The organism is Paenibacillus sp. NPDC057967 (assembly GCF_042887015.1).
Classification (GTDB): Bacteria; Bacillota; Bacilli; order Paenibacillales; family Paenibacillaceae; genus Pristimantibacillus.
In genome coordinates this window covers 417034-439140 of sequence record NZ_JBHVQB010000006.1, presented here as the reverse complement: position 1 = coordinate 439140, position 22107 = coordinate 417034, and the positions used below count along the sequence as shown (strand labels likewise).

The window sequence follows — 22107 nt, the reverse complement described above, 5'->3', positions numbered from 1 at the left end:
CTAACCACAAATAAAGGAAGGTGACCCTCTATGAAAGTGGCAGTCCTAGGTTGCGGAGGCATGGGTGCTATTCATGCCGTTATATACGCCAGTCTCGCAAACGTTCAATTAACAGGTGTTTGCGATGCAAATCGTCAATTGGCCGATACATTGGCTGGGCAGACAGGAGCAACCGCATATTACTCGTTCGACGACATGCTGGCAAATGCGGATTTTGATGCGGTAAGCATCGCGCTGCCTACCTATTTACACAAAGAATATACGCTTAAAGCTGTGAAAGCAAGAAAGCATATTATTTGCGAAAAGCCTATCGCCCTTTCACTGGAAGATGCACGGGAGATGATGACGGTCAGTGAAGAGAACGGCGTCCGTCTGTTTATTGGACATGTTGTTCGCTTCTTCCCTGATTACAACCATCTCAAGCAAACGTTGGACAGCGGAAAGCTGGGGCGTCCTGCGGTCGCTCATGCCAGCCGGATCGGCGGGCATCCGGGCAACTGGTTTGCGGATGAAGGCTTAAGCGGGGGCGTCATCGTTGATCTGATGATCCATGATCTGGACTTCCTGCGCTCCTGCTTCGGTGAGGTCGAAAGCATATATGCCCTGAACGCGAAACAAGAGGGACTCGATTATGCTCTGGTCACTTTGCGCTTCGAAAACGGCACGATTGCAAATGTGGAAGCCAATTGGGGTTACCCAGGGCCGTTCCATACCAAAGCTGAAATCGCCGGCAGCACCGGTATCGTTCGGGCCAATAGCCTGAAAAGCAGCTCCATCCAAATCGTCAAGCAGGGGACAAGCAGCGATACGACTGGAGCCGTCGTCATACCGGGCAGCCCAGGACACAGAAGCCCGTATGAGCTGCAATTAGAGCACTTTATTCGCTGTATTGAAGATGGGAGCGAGTCGATCGTTACGGCAGCAGATGCCTACAAAGCGCTTGAGTTGGCCCTATACGCCAGAGAGAGCGCGGTTACTGGCAAAGCCGTTTATTTGAAAGGAGGCCACGCGAAATGAGCAACCTAAAGGTTGGTATGATCAGTTTTGCCCATGAGCATGCCTTTTCTTATCTGGATGCTTTGCTGTCCATCCAAGAAGTTGATATCGTTGGCATTGCGGATCCCGTAGCCGAAAGAGTGGCGGAGGCAACAGCCAAGCATAACATAACTTACTATAATGACTACCTTGCGCTGCTGGAGCAGCCGCTGGATGCCGTTGTCGTCTGCTCTGAAAACGCGCTGCATGCCGAGATTGTAATCGCTGCCGCGGGCAAAGGCGTCCATGTGCTGTGCGAGAAGCCGCTCGGCATATCAATCGATGAGATGAGTCAAATGCTTGAAGCCTGCAAGGACAACCATGTCCAGCTCATGACAGCATTTCCTTGTCGCTATCTTGCAGCGGTCGTGGAAGCCAAGCAGGCGGTAGAACGTGGCGAGATCGGAGAGATCGTAGCGATCAAAGGAACGAATCGCGGCACAGCTCCATCCGGCTGGTTCGTTGATCGCAGCTTGTCCGGAGGCGGCGCCCTGCTCGACCATACGGTCCATGTAATGGATCTCATGCGCTGGTTCACCGGCTCCGAACCAACTGAAGTGTACGCATATGCCGCCACTTTGTTCAATGAGCAGCTTGAGGTAGACGATGCCGGGATGATCCATGTGAAATTCGAGAACGGCGCATTCGGAGTTGTCGATACAAGCTGGTCCCGCAAGCCTCCATTCCCGACATGGGGAGACGTCACCATGGAGATTATCGGTACTAAAGGCGTATTATCCGTTGATTCCTTGGCTCAAGTGAATGAAGTATACAGCCAGCAAGACGGACTTGGCCAATGGAATTATTGGGGGGACAATATGGATCTATATCTGATTCGTTCCTTCGTTCAAGCCATCCGCAGCGGTCAACAGGTTCCGATAACAGGAGTAGACGGCATGCGTTCCGCTGCTGTTGCTCTTGCCGGCTACCAATCGATTCAAGAAGGCCAGCCCGTAAAGCTGCACTCCTAAACCTATTAGGGACCATAACCATTCCGTGCACGCTCCGAGCAGAAACATCCTCGTATAAGTGCAAAAGAACCTCAAAGCCCGCATGTCGGCGGGCTTGAGGTCCTTTTTTTCATAAGCACAACTGAGATATCTGTCGAAACTATACCAGCCTGATGATATTACTTCAATTTGAATAAAGCAACAAGCTCTTGGAGCTCAGTAGCCATTCGGCTAAGAGATTCCGATGACGCGGATATTTCCTTCATAGAATCACGCTGCCGGTTCGTATCCTCCGAGATCCCGTCCAGCTCTTGTAGAGCATGTTCAGAAATGCCAACAATCTCCTGCATGGATGCGGACACTTCCTCCGTGCTGGCGGATAACTCCTCCGTCGCCGCGGATACCTCCTGGATTTGAGCGGAAACGCCATTCACTGTGGTCATAATACTTTCGAAGGCCTGCCCAACCTGATCAAACTGGTCCACGCTCTTATGAACCTCGCCGATGCCTTCTGCAATGGCGGTTGACGTGGATGCCGTCGACCTCTGAATCTCATGCAAGATTGAGCCGATGGATACTGTCGCCTCGGTCGTCTGTACAGCCAGCTTCTTCACTTCCCCGGCAACGACAGCAAATCCTCTGCCATGCTCGCCTGCGCGCGCAGCTTCGATTGAAGCATTAAGCGCGAGCAAATTCGTCTGACTCGCAATCTCCGAAATGTAGCCTACAATTCCATTAATCTCCGCCGTCTTCGCTTCCAGCTCCCGCACCATCTCAGCCGATCGGCCAACAGCGCCGCTCGCCTGCTTAATTTGGCCGACAGCAAGCTGTACAACGCGATCGCCTTTCATCACATCGTCATGCATCATCATGGCATGCTCGCTTACGACCCCGGAAGACTCGGCAATCTTCTGAATGCCGATTGCCATCTCTTCCATCGCTACGGCGGATTGCTCCGACCCATGATGCTGTGATTTGGCCCCTGTGGCAACCCGTTCGACTGCTACTGCCATCTGCTCGGCTGCTGTAGCCGAATCAACCGATATGGCTGTCAATTGCTCAGTCGAAACCGCAGTATGTTCTATAGCTTCCGTCAGCTTCACCAGCGTCATCTTGAAGGAATTCAACATTTCGTTCATATTCGCCCTTAGCTGAGCGAGCTCGTCTTCACCATTAACCTGCAGCCTTTCGGTTAGATCACCCGCTGCTACTTTCGTCATCAGCTTGGACATCGCAAATATCGGACGCAGAATGAAGCCAGCTACGATATAAGAGATGACCGCTACAACCAGCGAGCAAATAATAATGACAATAACCCCTATATTCATCGCCTCATTTACGCTGGTCAGAAGCTCCTCCTCATCTCCCGATACGATGACTCGCCACCCCGTCATCTCAATCGCAGCATATGAAGCCAGCTTATTCAATCCGTCAAGCTCTGTATAGGAGACAGTACCGGTAGCCCGAGTGAGAACTTGCTCTGTGTAAGTTTTGATTTTGGCCTCGTCAGCATATTCCCTGAAATCCCTGCCAATTTTCTCTTCGGTAGGATGGGCCAAATAAGTGCCGTCCTTAGCCAGCACATACGCATAGCTGGATTCGCTCATTTTATTGCGGCTAAGGTTGTTCAGGATGTGGCTCGGATTGACGATCATTTGAACAAGACCGCGGAATTGCTGCTGATCGTCAATGATCGGCACGTCGATAATAATGATGTTTTCGTCGGTAATCCCGTCATGAATAATGTCCGAAATGCCTACATTCTTCTCTTCCTTTATCCGAATAAAGTTGTCAAACTTCGATAAATCCAATGCTTCCCTCTTATCACTGATAGACATTCCCGATGCCGAAGCATACGAATAGGAACTAACGTCAGGATGCATCGCCTTCATGGACTGGAGCAAGGGAACCACACTTGTCTCATCACCTTGTAGAAACTGCTTCTTATAGGCATCCAACATACCTTCCACCGCAGATACATTGCTCTCTAGAAAATCGTTAAGCGCTGTCGCATTTGATGTAGCTACAGTAATTTGCTGCTGCTTGAGATCCTTCTCTACGATGTCGGTAAACAAGCTTGTTAATATCCAGGCGACGATCAAAACCGGAATAACAGTCAAGCACAACAACAAGACAATAAATTTGAAACGAACCGAACCCTTCAAACTCTTCATCCATTTCCAATTAGAAATCTTCATTCAAGTCCCCCCAATGATGCCATTCATACTTCATTCATCGGAGAATTTCGACAAAATAATAAATAATTCGACACAAATTCATGAACATTTTCAAAGTGCCTTGAACCGATTATCTCTCGAACTTGCCGTAGTCTTTTATCGTAACCTGGACGGACGGCCTGATTATAACTTGGGGATATACAAGATCCCAATCCAGCTTTGACCATTTGGAAAAACTCATACTATTTCGTACATGCTTGCCGATTCCGATGCTGTCCACATTGTTTTTTTGCATTTTTTTGATGATCGCATCAAGCTTACGGCTAATGTGCTGTGATACCAGCTTTTCCAGCTTCCCTCTTTCATTCTGATCGCTGAGTTTAAAATCCCCGTTGTATTCCAGAACCGAACCTCTAATTTGAACAGCTATATCTACTTCATAAGTGCCCGAACTGCTCTGAGATACACTCACCTTCCTTTTATTGCTCAATGTGCTGAAGACATACTCTCCCCCTAATCCGACTTCCCCCAAATCAATGCTTATTTCTCCACGCTTAAAGGAATCCCTTAGAAAGGCGAAATAAATCGCTTGATCGGCATCCAGTTTGGTCTTGTACTGATCTCCGTCGAATAATGCAATGCCATCAATCGCAACATCCTCTCCCACATCCTTAATGATGGGAGCAATTGCATCAATTCCATCGTCAAAGTAGTCCCTTGCAAATTCGTACAGAGTAATTTCCGGGACGTTATTGGAGCGCGCTTCCTTATCCAGCATCCGATCGATATATTGTCCCGTTGAGGGATGCGAAGGATATTTTTTCTTTAATAGGTCGCTGGCGTTGCCGTTCACTACGGTAATCTTAATACGCTGAGAGATCGCAGGATCTCTTACCAACGTATCGATATAACTCCACAGCCCTTTCCTCGACAAGCTTAATCCGTATAATGTACTGCGCATCTGTCCGCTAACCAATCTCAATTCACTTTTCCTGGCGATCTTCATTTTGGCTTCCTTGCCTGTCTGGGCTACCGCGCTAAAACTTTCATATCTCACCTTCCTTAATTGGGCATCAATAATGGGATAAGTAACCGAAAACAGTAATTGATCCTCCGCATGCTCATGCTCCGCCGGAATCAAATCAAAGCTCGCTGTATGGAGAAAGCCAAGCCTCTCAATGATGCGTTGATCGCCGCAGCCGCTAATCAAAACAGCCATTAATATGGCTGTGAAAACAATCCGCACCTTACTCACGGTTCATCGCTCCTTTTTTCGCCCATAAAATGACAATCAACAAAAGCGGCAAACCGAATGTAACCGATGTTTCCACATAGCCGAGATATTGCAGCCATTGCTCCACTTCTCCAATAACATCCGGTATCCAGGACACAGCGTAGAGAAGTCCGAATATGACGACCGCATGCCATTTTACGTTTACCTTTGGAACCATTCGTTTCGCAACCTCCACAGCTGCCCACATGTACATCACAATGGTGATTAAAGCAGGGAATAAAAAGAATCCAAATAACAAGTTTTCAATTCGTTCAACGAATGGCAACCGAATAAATGAAAGCAATTCCAGAAGCGGATACTTCATTTTCGTTAATTGTCCGAAGCTGTAGAAACCGAAACAAATGAAGGAGAAAAAAAGGTAGGTCAATGATGTGATGATGTTTCCTGCATAAACGGCCTTCATGAACTTCCCCTTTTTCTCCACGTACGGAAATAACAGCAGGGCAAGCTCGAATCCCAAAAAGGCATTGTAAATGTCAAGACTCCCCATGACCATGTCCGTATCGCCCCGAAAGAAAAAGGTGGTAAGCCTTGCCCACTCAAAATCCTCGAAGTAAAAGAACAACAGGAGCGTCATCCATATGATCATCCAAAAAAAGCTTGTTGAAGCTTTGGCAATCGTATATACGCCGCCAACTACTAATATGAAAGATAAAATATCAATCAAAGCTTTGAAAAACATGGGATGGGTCGAAGGAAAAGCAATCATTTGAAAAATAATGACATATTGCTTGGCGACCATACAGCCTAGAAGCGACCATAATGCTACCAGGAAGGTATAGATTGGATACAGTATAAACTTGGGGATCGCTTGCTCGAGAATTTCAAATATGGATCTTCCTTGGCCCAAACGATATACTCGTGAAATGAGATAGATCGCAAATGAGGAAATACCTAAAAAAATGATGACAGAGGCCCAGCCATTGTAGCCGAAGCTCTGAGCCAGCAAGCGCGGAATGCTAAATATGACAACTCCGGATTGAATCATGTAGATTAAGAGCGCGACATGAAAAGGAAACAGTTTCTCCTTCACTTTTTTCCCTCACTTACTTTCTGATTCTATTTTTCACCTTGTTTGGAGAAGCCGATTGCGAAGGTCGTTCCTTCAGCGCCCAGAATGGAGCGCGAATAAACACGTCACGCCAATCCTTCGGCTTAAACGGAGCAACCGGGGTAACATACGACGTATTGAGGCTTGTCAGTCCCGATAAATGAATGATGATCAGGGCAAATCCCATCATAAGCCCTAAATTCCCCATCATTCCTGCTAAAATAATTAATCCAAAGCGGATGAGACGAATCGATGCGCTCATCACATAACTCGGGATAACGAATGATGCAATCGCGGAGGAAGCGACCGCAATAATTAAAATATTGCTGGTCAGGCCTGCCTGGACTGCTGCTTGCCCGATCACGATACCGCCTACGATACCAATGGTTTGCCCGATCTTCGTCGGCAGCCTGGCTCCCGCTTCCCTAAGCAGCTCGATCGTGACTTCCATGAGCAATGCTTCGTACAGTGGCGGGAAGGGCACCCGCGCCCTGGATTCCGTAATCGTAATTAACAAATCCTCAGGGATCATCTCATAATGAAAAGTCGTTACTGATACATACATAGCGGTAAACGTAACCGTGATCAGAAAGGCAATGAGCCTTAATATACGAATAGCAGAGCCCAGCGCCCAGCGCTGATAATAGTCGTCGGGAGACGAAAAAAATTCGAAGAAGGACGCCGGCGCCGAGAAGACAGACGGACTTCCGTCCAGTACACCCAGTATTCTGCCACCGACCAGCTTGGATACAGCGGCATCCGTACGTTCCGTTGTTGGGAATAGAGGAAAGATCGAATTGGGAAAATCGTCGATATATTGAATAAGCATATTGCCGTCGTGTACAGCATCGATCTCGATGTTTTTTATGCGTTGGACTAGCTCATTGACGTTTTCCATATTCGCTATGCCGTCAATATACAAGATATACACATCGGACTTGGTCACTTCACCGACCTGAAGCTTGATGACTTTCAGGTGCGAGCTTCTTACTCTTCTTCGGATGAGCGATAAATTTTGACTCGCCGATTCCACGAAGGAATCATGCGGGCCATTGATCACCGTTTCCGTCTCTGACTGGGAAATCGACCTTGATTCAGGCCTGTACATATTAATCAGATATACATCGTCTTCATGAAAAAGAGAAACCTTCCCCTCCAATATCCCTTTTATTACGGTTTTGGAATCGGTGGTTAAATGAAACTGGGAGCGTTCAAATAGCGTCTTCACTTCATCAGAATTAACTTTGTTCAGTGGAATAATGACATCCCTGGTAAACTCCTCGCTGCCCAGCAAATACCCGAAATACACCAAATCTACACCGATCTCTGGAATGGTTCGATGGGTTAGATCGCAGCAATCCGAAAAATTGTCCAAAACATGCTGCAGGGTTGGGAGCGAGGAAGGCTCCAATTGATCCTGTTGCTGCTCATCAGATTCATTGCGCTTCATGATCTTCTCGCTCCTTCATCAGGGATGATCATACTATTCGCCATTTCAGCTCCATCCATACCAGCATTATCCTATTTGTAGAGCTGGTATTTAGGCAATAAAAAAGAAGCCGCCGTAATTAGGCGACTTCAGGAAAGAACATTATGATTATGACTTGTTGTGCACTCCAGCCTGAGCTGGAACTAATCTTTCATGCAAGTAATCTACAATATGCATCGCTTCCATCTTGAATGGAGGCTTATGCTTCTCAATGCCCAGCTTCATCTGCAGCAAGCAGCCCGGGTTGCTCGTCAGCATATAGCGCGCATTCGTAGTTGCCGCATGCTCCATCTTATGTTCAAGCAGTTGACCAGCCATCTCTGGCTGCGTCACATTGTAGATGCCCGCTGATCCGCAGCAGCGGTCCGATTCCTTCATCTCGACGAAACACGCGCCTTCCACGCTGCGCATCAGCTGACGAGGCGCTCCGGAGCTCTTCATGACGTTGCGAAGATGGCAGGAATCCTGGTACGTAACGGTTACTTGATTCTGTTCATCCAAATGCTCTGCAAACTTAGGAATTCTCCCCTTCTCAACAACAAGCTGGCTGATGTCAATAACGCGCTCCGCAAACCACCTTGCGTCCTCGCGAACTTGAGGGTTGCTATCCTCGTGCATGAGGTGATCGTACTCGACAAGCAGCGCTCCGCAGCCACCGGCATTGGACACGATGTAGTCGATTCCCGCTTCCTTGAAAACGGCAATATTGACTTTCGCCAGCGATCTCGCCTGATCCATCTCGCCGCTATGGGCATGCAGCGCGCCGCAGCAAACCTGTTCCTTCGGAATAACGACCTCGAAGCCGGCTTCCGACAAAAGCTCAACCGTGTTCACGTTAGTCCCGGCGAACATCACATCCATAATACAGCCGCGGAATAAGGCGACGCGGGCAATCGGAGTGCCCTTGGCGGGATAGAATGTGCCAATCTGCTCAATGACGCCTTTTGAAGTCGAATCCGGCAGGATAGATTCCATCTCGCGGAGATGGTCCGGGAACATGCGCATAATCCCCGTTCCTCTAGCCAGCTTGCGAAGGCCCGACTTCTGATAGAAAGCGAGCGATCCGCCCAGCAGCTTCAAGCTGCCCCTGTTTGGGAAGACGCCCTTGAACATCAGCTTCCGTAATCCTTTGACCGGAACGCTGTGCGAGGCATGATCCTCGATCGCATCTCGCGCCTGCTCGATTAATTGACCGTACTTCACGTCCGCCGGACAGACCGGCTCGCATGCTCTGCAGCCCAGACAATGATTCATTTGATCCTGAAACATCTGATCCGGATCCATAAGTCCGTCAGCGACCGCCTTCATAAGAGCGATTCGGCCGCGCGGCGACTCCGGCTCTACACCTGTCTCACGAAATGTAGGGCAAGCAGGCAGGCAGAAGCCGCAGCGCATGCAATTGGTAAGCTGGTCATAATCCAGCTTGTTCAATAGTGTCTGCGCAAGCGGATTCGTATGCTTGATGTCTGGTTTCTTCATCACGTTAGTCTCACCCATGCTGCAGAACCACCCTTTTTCTTGATTCTTTGGCGAATACTTTGCCTGGATTGAGCAAGTTATGCGGATCGAAGGCTGCCTTAATGCCGCGCATTACTTCAATTCCCGGAGCGCCCACCTTCCATTCCAAATATGGCGCCTTGACCATGCCTACGCCATGTTCGCCCGTAATGGTGCCGCCAAGCTCGATTGACGCCTCGAAAATTTCTGCGAACGCCTCTTCGACACGATGCACTTCTTCCTTGTCCCGGGCATCCGTCGTTGCGGTCGGATGCAAGTTCCCGTCTCCGGCATGTCCGAATGTTGCGATCGTGACGTTGTACTTCTTGGCGATTTCGTTAATGCGAAGCACCATATCGGCAATCTTCGAACGCGGCACCGTCGCGTCCTCCAGCATCGTAGTAGGACGCAGACGCGCAAGCGCCGTGAATGCGCTGCGGCGCGCAGTAAGCAGCCGATCCGCTTCCTCCCGGCTCTCCGCCACTTCCAGACGGTCGGCCTTCTCCAGCTCGCAAATTTCCCGGATGCGGGCAATATCGCGCTCTACTGTCTCGGGATCGCCATCCTGCTCAATCAGCAATACCGCTTCCATATCGAGCGGAAGCCCCAGCTTCGCAAAGTCGTCCACCACCCTGATGGTCGGATTGTCCATAAATTCAAGCGTAGCCGGTATAATCTTCGACTCAATAATTTTGGATACCGTGCGCGCAGCTCCATATATATCCTTATACATCGCCAGCATTGTTTTCTTCGCCTTCGGCGGCGGAATCAGCTTCAAGATGGCTTCCGTAATAATCGCCAGCGTTCCCTCCGAGCCGACCAGCAGCTTGGTCAAATCATAACCCGCTACGTCCTTCATCAGCTTACCGCCCGTCCGAATAATGCTGCCATTCGCCAGTACGGCTTCCAGACCAATCACATAGTCTTTGGTCGTGCCGTACTTAAGGCCACGCAAGCCGCCGGAGCATTCGGCGATATTGCCGCCGATGGTGCTGATCTTCATGCTGCTAGGGTCCGGCGGATAGAATAAACCCAAGCTTTCAATATGGGCGATCATCTCCGCTGTAATAAGTCCCGGCTGGACGGTAGCTGTCAGATTCTCCAAATCTACCTCAAGGATGCTGTTCATTCTATGCATGACCATAACTATTCCGCCTTCAGAAGGAACCGTCCCTCCACAGAGGTTCGAGCCCGATCCTCTGCTCACAAGCGGAATTCGGTATTCGCTCAGCACTTTCATAATTTGAGACACTTCTTCAGTAGAAGCCGGGTAAATAACGCCGTCCGGCAGCGATTGCAGCATTGGTGTTCCGTCATAGGAATGGGCCACCAACGCCTCCTGATCATCGCGATAATGCTTCTCCCCTACGATGGCGCGAAGCTTAGCTGTAATTTCGAATTTTAGCATATGAACCTCCTGATTCATGGTCAATAAAATAATAGATCAGGTCATCTGATGACTTTTCTTTCATTATAGCTTATGCTTAGATAGAAATATAGTCAATTCGTAATATTTCATGGAGGACTCGGGAATGCGCAATATGAAGATTGAAACGGAGAAAGGGCATGAAATTGTCGGCCGTCTAATTCTAGAGAGAATTTCGAGCGGTGAGTGGGAGCCGGGGGCGAAACTGCCTTCAGTCGTGGAGCTGTCGCAGCAGTTCGGTGTAGGACGCTCCACGCTTCGCGAGGCGTTAAGTGCGCTCAAAGCAACAGGCTGGCTAGACATTCGCCATGGTGGCGGAACGTTCGTGAAGAAAGTTTTGCCCAGTGACAATACGCAGGGCAGTACCCTATTCCAGGAAGCAAGCTCCATTCTGGAAATTCTCGAGGTGCGCAAGCTGCTGGAGGCCGGCACTTCCTCCTACGCGGCCGAACGCCGTACCGAAGAGGACTTGGCCAAGCTGCAAGCCATTCTGGACAAGATGGAGCATGCTCTTCTGCAAGGCGACACCGTTGAGGGCGAAAGAGCCGATGTAGAGTTTCATACCGCAATAGCAGCCGCTTCCCGCAACTCCCTGCTTATTCAGCTTATGGAATCGCTGACGCAGCGGCTGAGCGAGACGATCGGCAAAACACGAGAGCTTTGGTTTTACCAGGAGAAATCAACGGCTGAACGACTACTTGACGAGCACAGGTCAATCTATGAAGCCATTAAATCCGGCGATGCACATTTGGCGAATCAACTAATCGGCGAACATTTGACGAAAGTAGAGACCGTACTGAAAGCTACAATTAAAAGCGCCAAACCCTAAAAGAACCGCTGTAAGAGTCAGTTTCCTGATCTCCTGCAGCGGCTCTTATACCATTATACGCAATCCGTTATTCAGCTGGCTCCTCCAAAACGGTCGGATCCATATAAATGATTTCCCACATATGCCCGTCTATGTCTTGGAAGCCCGCTTGGTACATAAAGCCGTGGTCCACCGGATCGATGCTAGGCTTTGCCCCCGCAGCAAAAGCCCGATCGACGATAGCCTGCACCTCTTCCTTGCTATCAGCCGACAATCCAACCAGAACCTCAGTCGTAGCAGACGTATTCGCAATGTCTTTAGTAGTGAACCCTTTGAAAAACTCCTCTTGAAGCAGCATCACGAAGATGTTCTCCCCAACGATCATGCAAGCTGCCTTATCATCCGTAAAATTAAGATTAAATTCGAAACCGATCTTGCCAAAAAACGTTTTCGACGCTTCCAGGTCTTTCACCGGTAAATTTACGAATATTTGCTTGGACACTAATGCCATTTGCAATCCCTCCGCCGTCTATAAGTTGCATTTCCAATAAACTATGGTTATTATAACCTGAAAAATCGGTTTTTGTTTCTTATAGATTGCGAATCTCACTTATGTTACTGCCGTTGATCCCAAGCACCCACCAAATAGGACAATAGCTTCATTGTTTGCTCCATAGCAGCAGATGTGTCCGGCAGCTCCGCCATTCGGAGTGCAGATTCGTTCAATCCGCCGGAGATGAAAGAAGCAAGCGCGTCTATGGATGCCTCTGCAAACATGCCTTGCACCTGCATCAGCGTAAGCTGTTCGCGCAAATGGCTCATCGAATTTTGCTCATCCAGCATTCGCCATGTATCCCAGCCCAATACGGAAGGGCCGTCAATCAACATTATCCTCTTGTTCGCCGGCTCTACCGCCGCAGTCAGGAAGGCACGGCAGCCAAGCAGCAGCTGCTCCCTCAGATCGTTGCTGCGGGAAGCTTCTTGCTCTACCCGCTCCCCTACCTCATGCTGAACCGACTCCAGCACAGAGTGGAACAATCCGTGTTTATTGCGAAAATGATGGTACAGCGCACCGCGGGTCACTTCCGCTTCAGCTGCGATGGCCTCCAATGCCGCACCTGCATAACCATGCTCAGCAAAGTGTCTTTTCGCAACTCCGATCAGCCTCTGCAGCGTTTCGTTCGCATCCTCCTTCGTCCTTCTCATAACCTGACCCATACCCTTTCCTTACCACACCTGCTCCTGATACAAGCCGCTTTGCTCATCAGAAGGCGGGATAATCTTAATCATATCTATTAGAATACCATTGGGATCGCTGATGATAAAATGCCTTTGTCCAAAATCCTCATCCCGCAGCTCTCGTTCAAGAGGCAGCTTAGCCTCTACGACAAGACGCTCGTACTCACTGTCGACATCCTCTACTTCAAAATTCAAAATCATGCCGGCAGCCGGACGCCGGAATCCTTCAGGAATAGTCTCATGCGAGTGATCCAGAAGCGCAAGCTCAAACGGCAAGCTGCCCTCCTCCAGCTTTAGGCTGGCGTACCAGTCCGATTCAAAAACGATTTGAAATCCAAAGTAGTCACGGTAAAAACGGATACTTTCCTGAAGCTTTTCTGTTTGAATAACGGCATACATACTGTTGACACGCATAATTGGCCACGCTCCTTATTGGTTGTAGGTTGCTGTCTTCTTTCTGTAATTTAACATACATACTGTATGTACGTAAATGGGGTGGCACAACTATTTTATTTGCGGATGGGCTCACTATCCCCTCAGCTCAGAATGAATGCAGCATTTTAGATCAACATAGACTTTGAATCTTCTTCAACTTTTAATCTTCTCAAGCTTTGGGTGGGCGTTAATGGTCGCTATTTTTGAGTCGTAACAGACTTTGAATCACCACAAACTTCCAGCAGTTGCGGATCCTTAGTAGTCGCTGACTTTGAGCCGTAACAGACTTTAAATCACCACAGACTACTAGCTGTTGCCCACCTTTAGAGATCGCTAACATTGAGACGTAACAGACTTTGAATCGCCACAGACCTCCAGCAGTTGCGGACCTGTAGGGAGCTCTAACATTGAGACGTAACAGACTTTAATCACTACAAACTTTCAGCAGTTGTTGACCTGTAGTGATCACTAGTTTTGAGCCGTATCTGACTTTAAACCACCACAGACCTCCAGCAGTTGCGGACCTGTAGGGAGCGCTAACTTTGAGCCGTATCAGACTTTAATCACTACAAACTTTCAGCAGTTGTTGACCTGTAGTGATCACTAGTTTTGAGCCGTATCTGACTTTGAATCACCACAGACCACTAGCAGTTGCGGATCTTTAGTGGTCGCTGACTTTTAGCCGTATCTGACTTTGAATCGCCACAGACCTCCAGCAGTTGCGGACCTGTAGGGAGCGCTAACTTTGAGCCGTCTCAGGCATTAATCACCACAAACTTCCAGCAGTTGCGGACTTTTAGTGGTCTTTGGCTTTGAATTCCGCATCTATACTTCAATAAATACAAAAAGACTTATCTTCTCTATCGCTAGAGAAGGATAAGTCCGCACAGTTGATCTAATGTAATTGATGCAAATGAAGTATTTGAAGTATTTGAAGCATTTGAAGTTTTCAAAGTAATTGAAGCTTTTTAGTGCTACCAGAACTAAGCTCCTGAGCAAAGGGGATAGTGAACCCTCCGGGCAAACCCTGCTCATTCCTATAAAGAAGTCTGATTATTGCGCAGCATGGACGTTCGTGTACTCGCGTAAATGATTAAAAACAAAACAACGAATAAGACCATTACTCCCGCCGAATACCGGTACATAGATGCGTAATCGGTCATCGTAGCGATCGCTCCCAAGAGCAGAGCACCAACCGCAACCCCAAAGTCAGTCGAGTTGTAGAACATACTGTTCGCCGCGCCATATTGCTCTTTGGAAGATGTGCGCAGCATCCAAGCCTGCAAAGTAGGCTGAATAGCCCCGAAGCCAAGCCCATACAGCAGCGCAGCTATAATAAGCATGCTCATAGTATGGGTATAAGACAACAGCAACATGCTGGCCGCGACGAACAGACCAGCCGGGATAAGCACTGTTGCCGGACCTTTGCGGTCGAATAGACGGCCCGATATTGGCCGAATAATTACAATTGTAATTGCGTTAAACAGGAAGAACATCCCCACCTGCTTCAAGCCTGCGAACTCTCCAAATAACACGATAAAGCTTAACAGACCACTGTAGGTTATAGATAACATCATGTTCAGCACAGCCGGCATCCAGAGCTTATGGTTAAAGCCCGTTTTGCCTGCGACACCGGATACAGCAGCCGCATTAAGAGATGCCTGATGAACACCTCCCTTTATACGCACAATGCCAGAGAGCAGCAATATCGGAAGGATCAATAGTACAACTGCCGTCCCTACTGACGCCAGCGTACCAAAGCCAAAACCCGACATCACATTCATGCCAATCATAGGTCCTATGGACATAGCCAAGCTAGTCGATAAGCCGAAGTATCCAATCCCTTCCCCCATTCTGCGGGCAGGTATAAGCTGAGATACCAGAGTTGGCAATATTGTGCTCGCCATGCCGAAACCAACACCGTAGCCAATCCGCATGATCAATAACGAGCCAACCGTATGCGCAAATGGATACAACAGTGTCGTAATGGCTGCAAGCAGCAAGCCTGCCATCAATAAATAATCTTTGGACACCCGCTTCATGAAAGCCGCGGTCATAAAACGAGCTGCGATCGATGTCAGAGCAAATACGCTGGTCACTAGACTTACAGCTACATTGCCGGCATGAAGATCATTTTGCACATAGGCCGGAAACGATGATAGCAGCATTTGCAAATTCAAAAACAATAAGAAGGAACAAACGGTAATTGACAAAAAGGACTTGGTCCATAACGGTTCTTGTTGCGATTCTTGCTGCATGTTAAAACTCCATTCCTTATTTTTCAGCTGTTCATTGGCAACTTATTCACTGGATTCCTGTTCCAGCATATGGCTGGCATGCGCTTGAATCCGCAGCAGAATATCCATCACCTGGGCAAGCTCGGCTTCCGACACAACAGATTTTACGATGTCTGTCATCCCCGCTTCAATCGGGATCGTCTGCTCGATTACCTTACGCCCCTTCTCCGTACTGTATACGAGAAAAGAGCGCCGATCCTGCTTGCCGACTTGCTTGTAGATGAACCCTTTGCCTTCCAAATGATCGAGGATTCGCGTCGTAGCGGGCTTGTCCTTATGTGTGCGATCAGCAATCTCCTTCTGAATCAGCCCTTGCGAGCGGACAATCGTATATAATACTGACCATTGCTCAGGTGTTACTTCATATTCCTTCAATCGCTGCTGCAGCAGCGCAGTAAGCTTCCGGTATGTCACTCCCATTATGAACCCGATGGATCCGATAGGCATTTCCTGTTCCAGTTGTTGGTGGTGCTGTTGATGCTGTTGGGACTGCTGTTGTTGGTGATGCTGTTGATGCTGGGGCTGTTGCTGTTGGTGCTGTTGTTGGTGGTACTGTTGCTGTGCCGGCTCCTTCTCTTTCTCTTTCTCCTTCATCCTGCTCACCTCCATTCGTTTATCGCTATCTTTATTCTTGCTCCGCATCAATTAGTTGCATAAACAATTATATATCAAACAACTATTAACCGGCAATGGAAATTCATCCATCATGCTTACGAGCAGCCACAGCTTCCTATTTTGCGCAAACCTATTATGATCGTTAATGATGTCGCTACTATATTACAAAAAAAGACCCCAAGCCTCTCAAGCACTATGGCATGGATTATGCCAAGCATGACTTGGAAGGTTGAGGCAGACATGTTGTAGCTTATATCATTGGTGCCAGACTTCTCGCCGACGTATCTATATGATTAATGATGATGCGCAAACAGAAGCGCTAACTGGTGTCTTACAGCTTTGGGAGCTTATTCTTGAAATCAATCTGGTTCATACCCTTACCACTTTTATCTGGCCCCAACAAGCCCCTTCGGCGAAAAACGAGCGTGGTTAACCAAAGGTGAGCTCGTTACAGCAGCTCGTTACAGCAACTCCTTCAAGTACCGGCCGGTATGCGATCGGCTGCACGCTGCGACCTGCTCTGGCGTGCCTTCGGAAACCAGCTCTCCGCCGCCTTCGCCGCCTTCCGGCCCGATGTCGATAATCCAGTCCGAATCGCTGATAAGCTCCAGATTATGCTCTACAACAATCACGGTATTGCCTGCATCCACCAGCTTGTTCAGCAGCACCTTCAGTTGCTCCACATCACCCGGATGCAATCCAGTGGACGGTTCATCAAGCAAGTAGACCGTATGCTGCGCTGTTTTTTTGCTCAGCTGCTTCGCCAGCTTGATTCGCTGTCCTTCACCCCCGGACAAGGTGCTGAGGGATTGGCCCCATTGCAAGTAGCCAAGGCCTACCTCCGATAGCAGCTGGAGCGTCTCTTTTATTTTTTTCTGACCGCCGAGCAGCGGCAAGCTCTCCTCAATTGACATATCCAGCAGGTCGGAGATGCTGTAGCCCTCATACGTGACCGCGAGTACCTCATCCTTGAATCGTCTGCCTCGGCATGACGGACAACGAACCTCGATTTCCGGCAGGAAGTGCATATGGATCGGCACTACGCCAAGTCCTTGGCATTCTTCGCAGCGGCCGCCGGCCGTATTGAAGGAGAAGTGTTTGGCCGTCAGTCCTGCAGCCTTCGCCTCAGGGAAGCTCGCATACCAATTGCGCAGATGCGTATACACGTCCGTATACGTTGCAATATTGGACCGTTGCATACGGGATAGCGGGGATTGATCAACCATAATGAGCGAACCCGCTTCTTCCCAGCCTGTAATCTGATCGCAGCCCTCCGGCGTCGGCTGATCCGGTCCCGAGGCGGCAAGCAAGTCGAACAACAGAGTGGATTTGCCGGAGCCGGAGACACCCGTCACAGCTATGAGGCAACCCAGTGGGAAGGCTGCGGTAAAACCTTTCAGGTTGCGCAAATGAGCTTGATGAATCGTTAGTTGGTGACCGTTGCCGCTGCGTCTTTTTGACCTCGTCGCTCGTTCGTTTCTTTCCCGGAAGATTGCTCCTGTCACGGAAGCCGGCTGGCCGATCAATTCCTCCAGGCTGCCTTGTCCGATCACCTGACCTCCTTGCGCTCCCGCACCGGGACCGATGTCGATAATATGGTCGGCAGCCTTCATCACATCCTCATCATGCTCGATGATCAGCACGGTATTGCCCAGATCGCGAAGCTGCTTCATGACTTCGATCAAGCCGCTAGTATCCCGGGCATGCAGACCAGCCGTAGGCTCGTCCAGGATATAGAGCACCCCAGTCAAGCCCGAGCCCAGGATGGAAGCGAGACGAAGCCGCTGCGCCTCTCCGCCGGACAACGTGACGATCGGACGATCCAGCGACATGTACGTAAGCCCTGTATCGATAATCCGTTTCAAACGGATGGACATATCGTAGACAAGCGGACCTACCAGCTGCTCTTCATCCTCCGACAGACCTGCCTTAACCGATTCAAGCCAGTCCAGCGTATCGCCGAGCGCCCGTGCAGACGCTTCGTGAATGGCCATTCCATTCACAGTTACTTGCCGGCTTTCCTTCTTCAGCTTCGCTCCGTGGCAGCTGCCGCAGCTATTTTGCCGGAATAAGGCCGCCTCTCCAGATTCGCCGCCCTTTTCGTTGTAACGTCTCCAGATGCCGGTTACAACGCCCTCGAATTTGCCTTGCGTGACAGACTTCGGCGGCTTCACATCCGGCATCCGGTTCGTGAAAGCCTCGCTTTCCGCACCGTAGTAAAGGAGATCCAGCATGGCTGCATCATAGCTTGCAAGAGGGGCATTCTCATCGAATGGCAACCGGTAATGGGAGGCAGCGGCTTTCAGAATACTCAGGTTATAATCAATATACATGCCCGACCAGAATCGAACCCCGCCGTCTCGTGCACTCTTTTCCAGATCGAATACGGCTCCCGTGTTCAAGGTAGCGACATGACCGAGTCCGCTGCATTCCTCGCAAGCCCCTTCAGGTTTGTTGAAGGAGAAATGGGACATGGTCAGCTTATCCAGCTGATGTCCGCATGAAGGACAAACAACCTTCTCGTTATACCCGGTATCTTCTTCATCCGACACGAGCTTCGCAGGCTCATCTCCAGCGGTGTGACCTACTGTAGCGCCGCATGCCGGGCAAGGCCGCTCGCCCAACTTGGCGTACAGAATCCGCATTAATGTATAGATGTCGGTTACCGTTCCAATCGTAGAGCGCGGATTGCGGTTGGTCAGATGCTGACCGACACTAATGGAGGGAGACAATCCTTGAATGGAATCCACTTTGGGCTTGCTTACGCTATCCGATACCATCCCCATCGATTCCATGTATTGCCGTTGGCATTCCCGTTGCAGCGTATCCATCGCAAGCGTAGACTTACCTGAGCCTGACGGACCTGTGACTACAACAAGCTTATGCTTTGGAATGTCGAGCGAGATGTTCTTCAGATTGTTTTCTCTTGCGCCTCGAATTTGAATCGTTCCGTTCATTGTATTACCCCTCTCCGAGCTTTCTTCTAGCTAATCCCCTCCATTCTACAACATTGATGCAAGTCTAAAGGTTGAATGAAATGATGCCGATCTTATCAGCTTTAACCCTATCATCGTGCTTTAATCTTTCACACGAAACTCGCAAGTCCGGTTGAACGGTTCTCGTATATCTCAAATCTAGATTAATCGCTGTCCTTTTGCTTTCGTGATGGCCTGCACTCTGTTCTTCACATTCAGCTTCTGGTAGATATGATGGCTGTACCGCTTCACCGTACCCAGTGAAAGGAACAAATGTGAGGCTATCTCCGAATTGCTGAGGCCATCTGCCATGCATTTCAGGATATCCAGTTCACGCGAGGTAAGCGAATCCACTTCAGCTCTTAAGTCAGCACGGCTTTCTGCCGCATGTGTGCCCAGCTCCGCTTCAAATGAAGTCAGCAGCTTCCCCACGTACTGGCGAATACCGCTTGCTAGGCCGGTCGCCAATCGATCCGTCAGCAGTCTGCGCACCACTTGCCCCTCATCCAAAAAGAGACGGACATAACCTTCTGGCTCTGCAAGCCGCAATACCTGATCAAGCGCTTCGGTCGAACTGGACGGCTTACCCTGCAGGTCATAAGCGATTGCAAGCAGCAAGCCAATCTCAATCCGGCTTCCTAGCCGATCTGCACGGAATGCAGCCTTCTCCGCTTGTCTAAGCTTGCGGATCGCGATATCCGTCTTCCCTTGCATCAGCCAAATTCGGGCCAGCGTCACATGCGCGTATTCCCGATCGACCGATGCCGTTTCATGCGCTAGAACGGGATAGCGGTCTGCCCAGCGAGTTCCTTCATCCGCCTTACTCTGAGACAGCTTCAGCCTGACCATCTGCGCCTCCAGCAACATGCGCCAATGAGGGACATGAAGCTGGTTCAGCTCCTTCATCGCATTTTGCAGGCTGTGCTCCGCTCCCTGCATATCCCCTCTGGCTACAAGCAGCTTGGATTGCAGAATGATAGCTGGAACCCAAACGCCAAGGCCGGACGGCGTCGCCTGCGCTGACAAGGCTATCTCAAGCAGCGGCGTCACCTTGTCCAGCGCGTTCCTTTCATAATACAGATCAGCCAAGAACACGAGGCCATGCCCCTGCAAGGCGTAATGAATCGCTTCTCTTCGCTCCTCTGAATCCGACACCTTGGCAGAGAGAGCGGCCATCTTGTTCAGCCTGCCTCCGAATCCGATGGGTCCGCGGTACAGCAGCGCTTCGCCCAGATTGACAACCTTCACAATCGAAGCAAACAATCTCAGGCCCTCACGATGGCGGTCAAGCAGCTCTACAAAAGCGTCGATATCGCCTTTGTAGAAGGCTATGGAGGCCCGGTACATCCCCATGCGCATCGTCATTTCTTGAGACGCTTCGACGGATAAGTCCCGCTGTTGTTCTCCCAGCGCAGCGAGCGCATCGTTCAGGAGAGAATCCGCCTCTTGCACCCGGCCTGTCAACGCCAGTGTCCCCGCCTGGTAGTAAAATAAATCGGGACGCGCAACAACATAGACTAGCGGAATTTGGGCCAGCCATGCCATCATCTCGGATTCATGTCCGTTCTTGACGAGCATGGGCAGATGCCGCTCTATTCGTTCTGCCGCCCAATTAAAGTCTCCTGCTTGCAGCGCATGGCGAATCGCTTCTTCATACGCCTGTTTCTGATCAAACCAGCGAGCAGCTCGGAGATGGAGCTCGCTTAGGGCCCCGGCATCTTTTTTAACTTGCAAGCGGCTCCTTAATGCTTCCGTTAATAAGTGATGATATCTATACCATACTCGGCTATCGTCCAGCGGGATAAGAAAGAGATGGCTCTTCTCCAGTCTATCCAGCAGCGCATGAGCATCTTGATTCGCCGTAATTGCATTTGCCAGCTCGGCCGTGAATCGGTCCGCAATTGAAGTTAACAGCAGGAAATCAAGCAGTCTCTCATCCAGCCTGCCTAATACTTCATCAGCCAAGTAATCAAAGATGTACCGATGGCTGCCGGAGAATGCCTTTATATAAGCTACAGCATCCTGACGGTGCTGCAGCGACATAAAAGCAAGAAGAAGTCCCGCAGCCCAGCCTTCCGTCTTCTCTCCAAGCAAAACGAGCTCCTCCGCAGCAAGCGGATTCTTAAGCGTTAATCGTTGAAGCTCCTCCGCTTCTTCTATGGTGAAACGCAAGTCCTCGGTATGAAATTGGGACAGCTGCTTGCTAACACGCAGCCGGGATAAAGGCAACGGCGGAATCGTACGGCTAATCAGAATGACGTGAACAGAAGAGGAAGCATGCTCCAGGAAAGCAGACATGCTGTCATGAATAAGGGGATTGGCTACGAGGTGATAATCGTCCAGGACAAGCACACAGGGCTCGGATAGCATGGACACCAGCTCCAAGATTGCGGAAATCAGAGTGTCAATATTGGATTCCCCTGGCGGCATGCGGTCTTGCATCGTCTTACTCATAGCCGGATACTCCACAAGCAAAGCGGCTGCTATCGTCGTCCAGAAGCGGCTGGCACTCCTATCGCCTGAATCCAGCGAAACCCATGCAGCCTTCGTGCCGCGGGTATGGACCCAGGTTCGTACCAGCGTGGACTTGCCGTATCCTGCCGGAGCAGAAATAAGCGTCAGCTTGCGGCTAACGCTTTCATCCAATCGTCCAAGCAGCCGCTCCCTGATCGTATCGCCCGAGGATGCGGGCGGCACGACAATGCTCGTCTTCGAGACGAGGGAAGCGGCTTTTGAATGGTCTGTTTCGGTTTGGGTATATTTTCTCAGCATAGGATCACTTCTTATGTCGAATTTGTTACTTTCAACATAAGAATGAT

16 protein-coding genes are annotated in these 22107 nt (G+C 49.8%); 3 read left to right on the top strand and 13 right to left on the bottom strand.

The features are described from left to right. The first annotated feature begins 30 nt into the window (after positions 1-30). Together ACFVSO_RS18100 and ACFVSO_RS18095 are read left to right on the top strand one after the other, a co-directional pair. A complete protein-coding gene (locus ACFVSO_RS18100; protein ID WP_387476068.1) occupies positions 31-1017 on the top strand; it encodes a Gfo/Idh/MocA family protein in 987 nt (328 codons plus the stop codon). After that, positions 1014-2006 (top strand): Gfo/Idh/MocA family protein, encoded by a 993-nt coding sequence (locus ACFVSO_RS18095; RefSeq protein WP_387476066.1) that lies wholly within the window; start codon positions 1014-1016, stop codon positions 2004-2006. The genes ACFVSO_RS18100 and ACFVSO_RS18095 overlap by 4 nt, the downstream gene beginning before the upstream one ends. 158 nt (positions 2007-2164) lie before the next feature. On the opposite strand, the gene ACFVSO_RS18090 is transcribed toward ACFVSO_RS18095, so the two are convergent. The 6 genes from ACFVSO_RS18090 to ACFVSO_RS18065 all read right to left on the bottom strand — a co-directional run bounded on the left by ACFVSO_RS18090 (position 2165) and on the right by ACFVSO_RS18065 (position 10901). Continuing rightward, on the bottom strand, positions 2165-4183 hold the full coding sequence (locus ACFVSO_RS18090) for a methyl-accepting chemotaxis protein (RefSeq protein ID WP_387476064.1): 2019 nt from the start codon (positions 4181-4183) through the stop codon (positions 2165-2167). A 109-nt stretch (positions 4184-4292) separates the two neighbouring features. Further along, positions 4293-5417: a Ger(x)C family spore germination protein gene (locus ACFVSO_RS18085; protein ID WP_387476062.1), complete on the bottom strand. Its 1125-nt coding sequence runs from the start codon at positions 5415-5417 to the stop codon at positions 4293-4295. Then, complete coding sequence (locus tag ACFVSO_RS18080) at positions 5410-6489, bottom strand: GerAB/ArcD/ProY family transporter (RefSeq protein ID WP_387476060.1); 1080 nt, start codon at positions 6487-6489, stop codon at positions 5410-5412. The genes ACFVSO_RS18085 and ACFVSO_RS18080 overlap by 8 nt, the downstream gene beginning before the upstream one ends. Positions 6490-6502: 13 nt before the next feature. Further along, complete coding sequence (locus ACFVSO_RS18075) at positions 6503-7957, bottom strand: spore germination protein (RefSeq protein ID WP_387476058.1); 1455 nt, start codon at positions 7955-7957, stop codon at positions 6503-6505. A 147-nt stretch (positions 7958-8104) separates the two neighbouring features. Then, positions 8105-9493, bottom strand: a complete 1389-nt coding sequence (locus ACFVSO_RS18070; protein ID WP_387476056.1) for a (Fe-S)-binding protein — start codon at positions 9491-9493, stop codon at positions 8105-8107. Further along, entirely contained in the window at positions 9486-10901 is a 1416-nt protein-coding gene (locus ACFVSO_RS18065) for an FAD-binding oxidoreductase (protein ID WP_387476054.1), read from the bottom strand. The genes ACFVSO_RS18070 and ACFVSO_RS18065 overlap by 8 nt, the downstream gene beginning before the upstream one ends. Before the next feature lie 124 nt (positions 10902-11025). Here ACFVSO_RS18065 and ACFVSO_RS18060 point away from each other — a divergent pair, with 124 nt between their 5' ends. Next, positions 11026-11748, top strand: coding sequence for a FadR/GntR family transcriptional regulator (locus ACFVSO_RS18060; RefSeq protein WP_387476052.1), 723 nt, complete (start codon positions 11026-11028; stop codon positions 11746-11748). Between the two features lie 67 nt (positions 11749-11815). Here ACFVSO_RS18060 and ACFVSO_RS18055 read toward each other — a convergent pair whose 3' ends face one another. From ACFVSO_RS18055 to ACFVSO_RS18025, 7 genes are all read right to left on the bottom strand, one after another. Further along, the gene (locus ACFVSO_RS18055; protein ID WP_387476050.1) at positions 11816-12238 is read right to left on the bottom strand and encodes a VOC family protein; all 423 of its coding nucleotides are present in this window, start codon (positions 12236-12238) and stop codon (positions 11816-11818) included. Between the two features lie 104 nt (positions 12239-12342). Further along, entirely contained in the window at positions 12343-12933 is a 591-nt protein-coding gene (locus tag ACFVSO_RS18050; protein ID WP_387476048.1) for a TetR family transcriptional regulator, read from the bottom strand. Positions 12934-12954: 21 nt separating this feature from the next. Beyond that, positions 12955-13380, bottom strand: a complete 426-nt coding sequence (locus tag ACFVSO_RS18045) for a VOC family protein (RefSeq protein ID WP_387476046.1) — start codon at positions 13378-13380, stop codon at positions 12955-12957. 1058 nt (positions 13381-14438) lie between these two features. Then, positions 14439-15659 (bottom strand): MFS transporter, encoded by a 1221-nt coding sequence (locus tag ACFVSO_RS18040; protein ID WP_387476044.1) that lies wholly within the window; start codon positions 15657-15659, stop codon positions 14439-14441. A gap of 42 nt (positions 15660-15701) precedes the next feature. Continuing rightward, positions 15702-16292: a MarR family winged helix-turn-helix transcriptional regulator gene (locus ACFVSO_RS18035; RefSeq protein ID WP_387476042.1), complete on the bottom strand. Its 591-nt coding sequence runs from the start codon at positions 16290-16292 to the stop codon at positions 15702-15704. A 482-nt stretch (positions 16293-16774) separates the two neighbouring features. Then, complete coding sequence (uvrA, locus tag ACFVSO_RS18030; protein ID WP_387476040.1) at positions 16775-19270, bottom strand: excinuclease ABC subunit UvrA; 2496 nt, start codon at positions 19268-19270, stop codon at positions 16775-16777. A gap of 177 nt (positions 19271-19447) precedes the next feature. Continuing rightward, positions 19448-22060 carry a winged helix-turn-helix domain-containing protein gene (locus ACFVSO_RS18025; protein ID WP_387476038.1) on the bottom strand — a complete coding sequence of 871 codons (2613 nt, stop codon included), beginning with the start codon at positions 22058-22060 and terminating at the stop codon, positions 19448-19450. Positions 22061-22107 lie beyond the last annotated feature (47 nt).